Genomic DNA, 11,480 nt, shown 5'->3' with positions numbered 1-11,480 from the left:
TTTATATTTCCAGTGGTACTTTGACGTCTATCGATTACTTAGCGTCGAGTGTTAACAGTACACTGCTGCTGTCTTGTTCGATATCGAAACGACTATCGAGCAAGAACACGCGAGATGCATCGACTTTGATAACATCAACCAAGTAAGCTTTAACAGCTTGAGCACGCTGTTGAGCGAGTAGACCAAGTTCCGCTTCCGTCACTTCTTGTTTATTCAACACGAAGTTATACAGAGCGATATGCCAACGTTGAGCCAAGTCTTCCTTGGTTAACTTAACGCCTTTGCTCTTCTGCTCATCGTTAATGGTGTCTCTAACTGTTTTGGCTTTTTCACCAAATTGTGTTTTGTAGAGTGCTTGTAATGCATCTGACAAATCACCAGAAACCGGCATCGTACTCGCGCTGAGATCAGAAGGTAACTGCTCGACCGTAATTTTCGCTTCTTGCGCTAATAGCTGATTGAACTTACTAAGAGCAATCGCCTTACTATCTTCAACTACATTCACCGCACCATCCACACTGACAGAGAGCTTAGGACGAGAATCTAGTGCGTCACCCAACGTTTTCAGCTTCTTTTGTTCTGCAGCGGTTAGTGAATTAATACCGTAATCAAATGCGATGCTATTTAGCTCCTCATCTGACCCAACAAGGTTACCAATCAATGCGAATGGCGCTGTTGCGGCTTTAACAATGACATTGGATATGGCGTGCCAAACAATCGCGCCAATTCCAAATTCAGGATCATCTACATCTCCTGAAACATCAACACCGAGATCAATCACGCCATTACGGTCTTGTAACAGTGCGACCGCCAAATCAAGAGGTAAAGAGGCAGCTTCTTTACTGTCACTCGATTTACCCAATTGCAGTTGGTTAATGGTAACGTGGTTTGAACCCTTAAGTTTGTTTTTCTCTAGCTGATAATTTAATGCAAGAGATAACTGACCTTTATCGATATAACGACCAGCATAGGTACCTGAATATGGGTTTACTGTGGTGAGTTCAACACTGTCGAAAATAACGTCCAAATCCAAGAATGGCTGTTCAAGTAACGGGTTAATTTCTCCGTTGACCTTAACCGGCGCATAACGGTCGATTTTACCGCTGATATCAACCGATGCTTTCGTTCCCGGGATACTTGATATTTGACCAATTTTCCCCTCAAGTTGCTCAATGCCAGACGCAAAATTAGGCGTTAATGAGTTATCTGCAAAGAACGCCGATCCATCGTTGAACGCAACTTTTTTAACACTGAGTGCAAAAGGTTTATCGTTGCCCGAACTTTTTGTTTCTTTCTTAGCTTGGTCGCTACTTGGCTGCTCAACTACAAGGTCACCGATGTTGGTGGTGCGATCTTTATTGATCACCACGCGAGCATATGGTTGTTCTAACGTCAGCGTATCAATACCCAGCTTTGAGTTTTTCAAATCGAAATCAAACTGATTGACGGCCAATGAACGCCATTTCACAAACGGTTTCTTAAGCTGATTATCGCGAACAGACAATTTATCCACTTGCAGCCCACCACTCGCTTTAACCTTACCTTCCGCATTTGCATCTAACTTAACTTGAGTACTGAATGCACCATCAGTCAGCGTCGCATTCATTGCGGTTGCTAAGTACGGTTGAAATTGAGTCAGTTTCAGTGATTTTACATCGATATCGGCAAGAACCGCTTGCTGCTTAGCATCGGCTTGACCTTTCACGCTGATGTCTCCTTTGCCATTTACTGACGTAAAGAAATCAAAGTCTATTGGCGTTGAAAGATCACTAACGATTTTTTGAGTGGTTAAGTTAATAGGTGCGATAACCCATTGATTCGCCCCTTTGGTTACCACTTTTTCATCGACATTCAACTGATATTCTTTCAGTTCAATGCCATTAAGTGTCACTAACCATCCAGGTGCCTCTGTCGTTGGCTCTGCCGTCTCTTCCGCAGGTGTACTTGCTGTGTCACCACTTGACTTAGGGGTAAACAAAGTCGCGAGATCGGCTCCGTTTTCGTCAACCTTCGCAGAAACTTTTAGGCCATTGGAGGTAATAGACGCAATATCCACGGTTTGATTTTCAACATTAGTCGCAATGTCGTTCACAGCAAACGTGGGCAATGAGACCACAGATTGATCATTGGCATCAAAATTAAGATTGTTAACCGCAAACATGCCTTTAGCTGTGGTGATACTCATGGCATCGTCTTCTTCAGTCTGACCCAATGTTTGCACAATGTGGTAGTCAGACGAGAAATTAACGTCACCAGTTGTCAGTTTTGCTTCGATGTCTTTTTCAACAAATCCCCATAAACGTGATAATTGAAGACTCTTAATCTCAACATCACCGACGACTTCTAATGGCTTCAACTGTACTTGGCCTTGCACGGCAACCGTCGCAGAATCGGCATCGGTAATATTCAGTTGGTACTCATTCTTTTTCTCTGTATCGCTAATTAAGCTTCGTGTCGAGAATTCGCCCAGCGATACATTAATATCTGGATAACTAAGTTCCGTGTCCGTTACACCATCTAATAGGCGTACATTACCCTGAACCAATGCCGTTTTCTTGATGACCACAGGGAACAATGGCGCTTGTCGATCTTCTGGCTCTTCAGCAACAGGCTCTTCTTCCTGAGTCGTATTGCGAGCAACTGCCTCGAGAATATCACTGAAGTTAAACACCAATTCATCACTGTTGTTCAAACGTTCAATATTGATGAAAGGCTTGTCTAAGGTAATGTACTCAACCGAAACCGCTGCGTTAAAAATCGATTCCCAGAAATTAACTTGAATACTTGCTAGATCAAATTGAACAAACGGTTCTGATTCTTCCATAATCGCAAACTGTTCAACATCAAACTGAAGCGTAAATGGGTTAATGCGAATATCGGATAAAGTCACTGGGCGTTCAATCAACTTCGAAACCTGTTCCGGGATCTGCTGTTTGGCGACATAAGGTACTAATAAACCAAGCAAGGCTGCATAAATGAGATAGGCACATATTGCGTATGAGCCCCAGCGAATGGTCCGTGGGTATGACCGAAACTTCGCGGCGCCCGCTTTGAATTTGTTCGTCATGATGGCTTACTACTCCTCGGCTAAAACAATAATTATTGGTCACTCATCAAGATAATGCTCTACTTTACGATAATCCAGATAAGTCGTTATCTCTCGAAGTACTTTGCAAGGCCGTTCAAAGCGATTTACTTGTCACTCGAAACGACCTTATAGCGTAATAGTGCTTTCTAACGTTGCAAACGAGCTTTTGCTTCGTCGACTTTAGCAACATCTAACCCTAGCTCTTGCACCGCTTCTTTAATCAAAGCTGGGGTCTGCATCACCTGCCCCATTAACAGTTTTAACTCCTCTTGAGGCAACCCTAGTTGACTGATCGTCGCCATCGCTGCGAGAGGATTTTCTGTTAGCGCTTGAAAAATCTCGTTAATTTGTTCGTCGCCAATACTGTTTTCTTTTAACATTGCAAGAATCGGATTCATTCGATTACCTTTTTTATTTCCAAGTAAAATAGCAGTCTATCACTGGGTTCAATCGGATTGAACTCTCATTTGTTGTCATTGCATTAATATGAAAAATGGCGAACAAGGATCTCCCCTATTCACCACAATCGATAGACACTATATTGGTGGCTAAATAATACTGGAACCCAGTATCAAAAACGCCATATGTCTTGATTCTTATTTGCCAATAACGCGTACCGCTCGCACCATATTGCGTGCATGAGTTTCGTCTCCTTGAGGATGTTTCCCCCCGTTCCAAGGGTAGAAGGTATCAGGTTGGGCTGAACGCGTATCGCCACGTTGCGCTCCTGCGCCATGAACATCCATCGGGCTACCACCCAACGCTCCCATACCACGACCAAAGCTGATATCGATACTTTCATTACGTTCACAAAAGGGAGTGGACGTCCAATAGTCACTCCAATCTTGCAAACCAGCCATATTCACAAACGGTGTACATTCGAATAGTGGATCAATGGCGGGAGAGTTTGTCACATCTGGACAACGGTCATAATCGACAATACTGTGCAGTTGCTTAGCATCCGGTAGCCGCCAATCATCGTGCCCAGCAAATAACAAGTTTTCACAATAGTTCATCGCAGATAGCCAATCCATTCTACCGTCACCCGTTGGTCCTGTACGAAAGAAACCACTGTCATATTTCATCCACATTAGACCGGTAGCCAAATCTGAGACGGTTCCATCGCCGTTATCAACAAGCATATTTTGGCCGTAATGAGTATTGCCGCGTACATAGAAAACGGTAAACGTTTTAACCGAAGGGTAACCTTTCAAAAAGCCATCGCGGAAGTTATACCCAAACATCGTTGTGGTGGAGCCTAATGTTCTGCTGCGATAGATAGTACTAGTCACGGTTTGAGTATCTAAAAAGCGGTCACCTGGATTTAATACCGCTGGCTCATCGGGCATTTCAAAAAAATCGGTATTGAAAAATGGCTCTGAAGTATCAAATTCAAAACCAAATGAACCAGAAAAATCAGCCAGAGAATAAAGCTCTTTAATCGTTGGGATACGCCAATCATTAAAACCACCCAGCTTCTTGGCGTTAAAATCATTTAAACCTTCAAGTGCCTCACGGAACGTTTTTTTCTCTTTTCCAAATAAAAACGGGCTACTTGTCCACATCAATCCCGTCACTTCATCTTCAACAATATTCTTTTCAGCATCAAAAAATTGATAGCTCGCCTTATTTACCTTATCCGTTTGATTGTAGTAAGCACTTTGCTTACCGAAATCTTGTTCTGGTTTAGGCTCCGAACCTTCTTCATAAACACCCGTATTGTGGTAATACTTTTTCGTACCGCAACTAACGATTGGATAGCCACCTTCGGCAGCGGTATAACCAACCTTATTATGAAGCTTCTTAGTGAGTGCTCTAGCTTCTTCAACAGTGAATTGAGGTGTGTTTGACAGTAAAAAGGCCAGTGTATCGGCTTCGGTGTCATTCAATAATCCAACTTCTTTTGCGATCTCAATCGCTTTTTCTTCGTCACCATCAGCTTCACCGTCAAGAATTTCAACAAACTTCACCTGTTGGTCCCAGCTAATGGCGTGCTGAGTATGAGCTTGCGCCACCCGTGGGTCGATATAACCTAGCACGTCTTTAGCTTTCATTCCGGTTCCGATACAGAGTTTTGAATTGGTGATGTAATTCATGCTCGTGGGCCTCATTCAATATGCACTTACTGATAACTTATGATTGACTCAATATAAAGATTCACAGACAACTGAAAATACTTAAGAACATTAAGTCACTATTCGAGATTGCTAAACACTGTAATATATATACATGATTCAATTCGAATAGTTGCTCACAAATTAATGAAGCACTATTGGCACAACCTTGTCACTAAAATAAAAACGAAGAAAATATTAGATTTATTTTATGGTATCTATCAATAACAATAATTACATACAAAACATTAATTTAATTATTGCCTTCAATAAAATATATAAACATTTACTCGTAGGGAGGAATATAAATCCACTTTAAAATTAAGGATTTCATTTATGGGAATGTGATTTTTATATATGGGAGTTAATTTATTGAAGAAAAAAAGAATAAATTTAATTTTTATACAACAATGCTAAATGAATCTACAGGTAAATAAAAAGCCAGATTAAAAAACCTGACTTTCTAAAGTGCACTTCTATCTTGCGAATAATATCGAAAGCGATTATGACTTATTTAACCAAGGGTCAAACAGCTTACCTAATTTTGGCATGATAACCCAAGTTAGGAGGCCGATAACAACAAAGGTTTCAATCCCGAATCCAACCCAAGATGGTACGACACCTTGATGAAGTGGACCAAGTATTTTTGCAGCCGCATACACACATGGCCATACGCCAAACCATGTCACTAACGCCATTTTCCATGTAGGTGGATTTTTAAGACCATTCGAGGCAAAGAACGCTTCCATTCCGTGCAAAGTCTTACGAGTGTAGTCTGGTTCAACAAGAGGTTGAATGTACGCAGTCCACTCGCGGAAAGTATCAGAAGCATAAAACGCGTCATGATCTTCCTTAGTAGCAAAAGAACGAATAATGCCATAAACATGATTGTCTTCACCTGGCATAGGACGTATTAATTGTGCGCCAAGAGCACCCGGAGCTTTCGCTGATGTAGAAAAGAAATCACGAATTGCCTCTTCAAATGCCTTTTCTTTACCTGGCAGAACTCGGCGTGTGATCGCAACGTGAACAGTTTTACTCATATATCTTTCCTTGGAACCTCTTTATTTTCAGGCGGCAGTATAACGGATTTTTAACATATCTCAATCATACTTGGTAATATTTATTAACCAATGTTTTTCTTTCTTTACCATAAATCTTTATTTATTTTCTGGAGGCCCTGAAAAACCTAGCATTTTCACTTTTTAGTAAATGGAAAGTTTAATTTACCTATCTATCATTAATGAATAAAATCACGACTAAACATTAAGTTTCTCTGCTTAACTCTCACTTATATAACTAAAAACAGCTATTCAAATGGCTTGAAAAATATAGTTATGCGTACTGTATAAATAACTCACTATTACCGATGACCAATTGTGATCTCAAAATAGAATGGAATGTACCGGTCAACTTTCCTTTTTTAACTGAAATGCAGAATCATTTTGTCGAGCTTTATTGAATGCATAACTGGCGATCACTCCCCAACACAAAGTCTGTGCCCAAAGTAGAGTCCAATCACTTTTGACCTGAGCCCAATCGGCCCCCATCTGATTCAATTTAAGGAAGCCACTCACCGCGGGTTTAGTTGGAAATAATGAAGCTAACCAATTCAGTGGGGCCGGAACCATCTCTGACGGCCAAATAAAGCCCGCGGTAAATATCAATGGCATCGAACTAAGCAGTACAACAACCGTAACCCATTCTCGACTCGGTGTGACGGCACCAAGCCAAATACCGATAAAGCAGGAAGTGAGTAAAAATGGCAGCATCAACGTAAGAATATCGACTGGACTTGCAAGTCTGCTGATACCATAACTATCAAAGCTCATTCCAAAATAATACATCCCCATTAGATAATAGATGAGGACAAGCATGACCGTTCTAATCGCTAAAGTCGTGTAATTCGGCTGAGATTCCCAATAGCCGTAACTTTCTCGTTGCGTGCCTCCAATAAGCCCCGCCGCCATAGCCAAAGTTTGTTGAAGAATTAGGACAAACACCCCAGCAACAACATAGTCAACATAACCAAGTCTAGGGTTAAATGTCGGCTTAGTATTTAAATAGGTCGCAGAATATTGCTTGCTCGCCAACGCCAATGGAACGCCATCGTTAAGTAGCTTGGCGACTTTAACTTTCGCAGCTAACGTTCCTCCAGCCCCTGCAAGACCTTGAACAACAGTTCCATAGACCAGAATAAGAGATGCATCTCCGGCATAGGAAAGCACCGGGCTTTTTCCCAGCAGAAGGTTTTTGTAAAAATCTTCAGGAATCACGATATAACCCGTGATCTCTTCGTTTAAGAATGACTCCTTTGCAGCGGCTATTGAGTACAACCGGCTAACGACTTTTACGTTTGGTGACGCATCGACCATTCTCTCTAATTGATAACTGGTTTGACTTCCATCTAGATTGACAACCGCAATCGCTTGCTCTCTAGGTGTTTGATGGCTGTAAGGTAGCGGATAAAGAAAAGAATAAAATACAATCCCACCGAAGATCGTTAGTACAACAACGGGATTCGTTAAAATAGCTTTAAGCTCAAGCTTAATATGTTCCATTAGCCTCATGCCGCCATCTCCTTATTCATGTGCTTTTTAATCAAAAGCACGGTAAGAATGAGCGGAAAAACATACCCAACCATAGGAACAAGATGAGAAAGTGACTGCAACGATCCTACCCCAGCACTTGCTTGGCTTACTTGAACTTCAATATAGTGGCTAGCCGGAAGCAATCCTCGCCATATTTGCGCTAATGAGCCCATATCGGTAGCGGGAAATGTAATGCCCATAAAAGCAAATCCAGGTGCCGTAAACGCCCCAGCAAAACTCATGGCTCTAGCGGCGTTACATGTTAAGAAAAAGAAAAAACACGCCATAACCATACACGCCAAAGTCGTAATAGCTTGAGCAAAAAGCAATACCACCCAACTTCCTTCCATTGGCCACTCAATAAGTTTATAAAACCAAAGCAAAAAAGTGGCGCCTAACAACCAGAACCAAATAAAGTAAGGGAATAAGCTTTTGCTTAAATCTATAACCGTAGTTGAACGACCTAGCCATGATTTCAACCCAGTTATCTGATAATTTGCATTCAGCACTAACACCGTGAATGCAACGATACATATTTGCCAAATAGCTGGAATAATTGCCGAAACCAGAAACTGAGCATAATTCGTGCTTTTGTTATATAACGGTGTAATTTGAGTCCTAACGGAAACGGCACGACCAAAGGCAGCAGCACTTGTCGTATTACCCTTGGCTAAATTCTGAACCACGCCCACCTTCGCATTAAACGTTCCTTGTGCGCTTTGAGCAGCAGAACTGATCAATTTGCCAACAAGCAGGTATTGGCTGTTGTAAAATAGCGTAACTTGCGGAGGATTCGATTGGACAATCGATTTGGTAAATCCTCTGGGAATATAGAGAATTGCGTAAATATCACCGCTGACCATCGCGTGCTTAGCTTGAGAAATATCATCGAACTGATGGTTCACGTTAAGCATTGATGTCGCATCATAATGTTGAACCAATGATTGCGACAACGAGCTCTTACTCAAATCAACCACCCCTATCGGTAAGTTGTTTACGATGCCTTGAGAGAAAATCCAATACATGCAAAGACAAAGTAAGATTGGTACCCATGTGAGCGATGACAATAACCATTTATCTTGACGTACGACTTGCCATTGACTGCGAGAGCGCGTCAAATCATCAATTGACGCTTCGGAGGCTTGAGAAGAATGCGGCATCATATTTTACCTACATCTCAACCACTAAACTCATGCCCATTCTCAACGACACATCATTATCAACTGGGCGAGCTTCCACCTCAAACGTTCGTAAATCAAACCCTTGAGTTGCATCGGTTGAGCGCCAGGTTGCAAAGTCGCCCATCACCGCAATATGCGTTACTTTAAACCTCACATCGGCATTCAAAGCTGGAACAAAGGCATCAAACTCTTTACCTTTTTCGAACTGTTGAAGAAGATCTTCTCGAACATTTAGCACGGCCCACGTATCTTGAGTATCAATAACCGTGACAACTGGAAACCCTTGTGGAGCCAGTTCACCACTGTGAAGTAGAACCTGAGCGACTTCTCCATTGAACCATGAATGTATTTGTGTGTCCGCGGCATACGCTTCTACTTCTGCTACCGCACCTGCTGCCATGCGCTCTTTTTCTGCTGCCGCTTGCTTGGTTTCATCTCGAGCGCCTTCTTTGGTCATGGTAAACATTTGGTAGGCTGCACTTTCATTGTATTGAGCCGCTTTCCATTGCGTTAACGCTTCATCTCGCTTTTGCTCAGATACTACACCATCCTCATATAAGCTATTGATTCTTAGGTATGTTTTTTCCATCAGTTCCGAAGCAGCTTTGGCTTTACGCCATTGATCTTGAGAGGCTTGGATTTGTTGTTGTCGCGCACCGGTTTCGGCTTCTTTTGCCAACGCACCCGCCGCTTTTTGGCCTGCAACTGCTTGATCCAGTTTGGCATCAATTTCTGGACTATGAATGGTAAACACAAGGTTACCTTTTTTCACATTGTCACCCTTGCGTACTAAGACCTGGTCAATTCGCCCTGCGACTTTTGAAGAGATACTGTATTGCTGAGACTCAATTTGCCCTTGTATTCGAAAGGCTGGTGCTTCGTAAGCATCAAAAAATTTAAAACCAACCCAACCTGCAATGGCGAGTACTCCTAGTGAAATCAGAAGAGGTTTAACCTTATTCATGATGCATCCTTTAATCTAAGTTGTGCTGGCGTAATCGCATTTCGTTTATAGGTGTCGAAACTGTCCATTTCATTAGAAAGTGCGAGTAATTTATTCAGAGAAAGTAAATATTGGAAACTGGCCGCGTCCTGCTGAGTTTTGATATTGGCAAGATACAATTCGGCATCAACCACATCGAGGGATCGTCCCAAACCTTGAGTGAATGCTTTTTGTCTTAAGCGCAAATTCTCTTCCGCGAGAGTAATACTAGAGTTTAGTCCCATCACTTCTTCAAGTGCTTGCTCAGCTTCGAGGTACGTTTTTTCAACTAAGACGCTTAGATCTTGGCGAGCTTGCTTTCTTAAATATTGAATCTGAGAAACAGCACTGCTGGCCGCTTTCACGTTTTCACTACGCCCAGTATTTTCGGTTAACGGAATACTGACTCCAATACCAACTAACCACTCTGGTCGCAGTTGACTATACAGTGAGTCATTTTCATATAGGTTGTAATCACCGAAAGCATACACTTCTGGAAAGAACTTGCCCTTTTCAGCGTTAATCAAACTTCTTGCTTGTGTTTCTTTAGCATCAAGAATATCAAGGCCAGGGTATGTGTTTAACGTTTGGTCAATAAATGCTTCAAGTGCGGGTAAATGTTGATTAATAAAAATCTCATCACGCGGTACAACTGCTTCGGTTTGCCCTAACACTTGAGTGAGAGCTACTTGCGCGATATTTAAATTATGTTGAGCTTTTTTGCGTTCAACCACGGCTTTATCTAACGATGCTTCCGCTTGCAATCTTTCCACGCGAGCAATCTGCCCTTGCTGTTCAAGTTTAATTGCATGGCTGCGGTGGGCAATCAACCCTTGTTCGACCGCAAGTCGAGTTTCAACCACGTGATCAGCTAAAATGACGCTGAAATAGTACTTGCTGAGATCTTCATAACGGGCTTGAACTTCCATCGCAAGCTGACTCTCAGCCTCTTTAGTTCGCCCTTCTGCCGCACTTTTTGCGGCCGAAATCCGTCCTCCGGTAAAAATAGGCCAAATAGCACGAATCGAAGAGGTGAAGATCTCTTTATCAATTAGTGTCGCGGACACACCACCAAGCAAACTTGATAATGCACCCAAGCCAGAAATACTTTCAGTAAGATCTGATCCTGTAATCGTGACATCATCATCCAGTCGGGTGTAGGTCGCACCAATGGAGATTTGAGGCAAATTGAGGCTGTCAGTCGCATCTTCTAGATGACTATAGCGCTCAACACTGGCTCTTTGGGCAGCAATAGAATTGTTATTTTTTTGCAGTAATTCCCATGCTTCATCAAAGGAAACATCGGCTGAATTAGCGCCGAATGACAACATTCCTATCAGTGCGCCCATTGCATAAGCCACGGACCGACTCTTCATATTTGCTCCAGAAAAATACAGACGAAAAAAAGAGTTAGAGTATAAGCTCTACAACTACCCTACGCAACTAGTTAACACACACCAAATTCAGGGTCTAAGAATAGCTTCTAGACCGAATCTGATATTTGGATTAGTGGATGAAAGAGCG

Annotated in this window: 7 protein-coding genes and 1 pseudogene; all 8 read right to left on the bottom strand. The window is 42.2% G+C overall.

Translation table 11 applies throughout. The features are described from left to right. Window positions 1–34: 34 nt before the first annotated feature. On the bottom strand, window positions 35–3,067 hold the full coding sequence (locus ACWU4D_RS04030; RefSeq protein ID WP_456050108.1) for a DUF748 domain-containing protein: 3,033 nt from the start codon (window positions 3,065–3,067) through the stop codon (window positions 35–37). A gap of 167 nt (window positions 3,068–3,234) precedes the next feature. Next, on the bottom strand, window positions 3,235–3,486 hold the full coding sequence (locus ACWU4D_RS04025; RefSeq protein WP_456050106.1) for a DUF2999 family protein: 252 nt from the start codon (window positions 3,484–3,486) through the stop codon (window positions 3,235–3,237). A 198-nt stretch (window positions 3,487–3,684) separates the two neighbouring features. Beyond that, the gene (locus tag ACWU4D_RS04020) at window positions 3,685–5,184 is read right to left on the bottom strand and encodes an Lcl C-terminal domain-containing protein (protein WP_456050105.1); all 1,500 of its coding nucleotides are present in this window, start codon (window positions 5,182–5,184) and stop codon (window positions 3,685–3,687) included. Between the two features lie 521 nt (window positions 5,185–5,705). After that, a complete protein-coding gene (locus tag ACWU4D_RS04015; RefSeq protein ID WP_456050104.1) occupies window positions 5,706–6,245 on the bottom strand; it encodes an antibiotic biosynthesis monooxygenase in 540 nt (179 codons plus the stop codon). A 366-nt stretch (window positions 6,246–6,611) separates the two neighbouring features. Then, the gene (locus tag ACWU4D_RS04010; RefSeq protein WP_456050103.1) at window positions 6,612–7,772 is read right to left on the bottom strand and encodes an ABC transporter permease; all 1,161 of its coding nucleotides are present in this window, start codon (window positions 7,770–7,772) and stop codon (window positions 6,612–6,614) included. Continuing rightward, window positions 7,769–8,953, bottom strand: a complete 1,185-nt coding sequence (locus ACWU4D_RS04005; RefSeq protein WP_456050537.1) for an ABC transporter permease — start codon at window positions 8,951–8,953, stop codon at window positions 7,769–7,771. Before ACWU4D_RS04005 ends, ACWU4D_RS04010 begins: the two co-directional genes overlap by 4 nt. 10 nt (window positions 8,954–8,963) lie before the next feature. After that, window positions 8,964–9,938: an HlyD family secretion protein gene (locus tag ACWU4D_RS04000; RefSeq protein WP_456050102.1), complete on the bottom strand. Its 975-nt coding sequence runs from the start codon at window positions 9,936–9,938 to the stop codon at window positions 8,964–8,966. Continuing rightward, window positions 9,935–11,263: pseudogene (locus tag ACWU4D_RS03995) on the bottom strand (TolC family protein); the annotation flags it as partial. The pseudogene ACWU4D_RS03995 and the gene ACWU4D_RS04000, both read right to left, overlap by 4 nt. Between the last annotated feature and the right edge of the window lie 217 nt (window positions 11,264–11,480).

The sequence above is a fragment of the Vibrio phycocola genome (genome assembly GCF_053850235.1).
This window is presented reverse-complemented; position numbering and strand designations above follow the sequence as displayed.

Coding starts and splice junctions, on each gene's coding strand:
- ACWU4D_RS04025 (WP_456050106.1), bottom strand. CDS start 3,486: ATGAATCCGATTCTTGCAATGTTAAAAGAAAACAGTATTGGCGACGAA.
- ACWU4D_RS04010 (WP_456050103.1), bottom strand. CDS start 7,772: ATGAGGCTAATGGAACATATTAAGCTTGAGCTTAAAGCTATTTTAACG.
- ACWU4D_RS04000 (WP_456050102.1), bottom strand. CDS start 9,938: ATGAATAAGGTTAAACCTCTTCTGATTTCACTAGGAGTACTCGCCATT.
- ACWU4D_RS04020 (WP_456050105.1), bottom strand. CDS start 5,184: ATGAATTACATCACCAATTCAAAACTCTGTATCGGAACCGGAATGAAA.
- ACWU4D_RS04005 (WP_456050537.1), bottom strand. CDS start 8,953: ATGCCGCATTCTTCTCAAGCCTCCGAAGCGTCAATTGATGATTTGACG.
- ACWU4D_RS04030 (WP_456050108.1), bottom strand. CDS start 3,067: ATGACGAACAAATTCAAAGCGGGCGCCGCGAAGTTTCGGTCATACCCA.
- ACWU4D_RS04015 (WP_456050104.1), bottom strand. CDS start 6,245: ATGAGTAAAACTGTTCACGTTGCGATCACACGCCGAGTTCTGCCAGGT.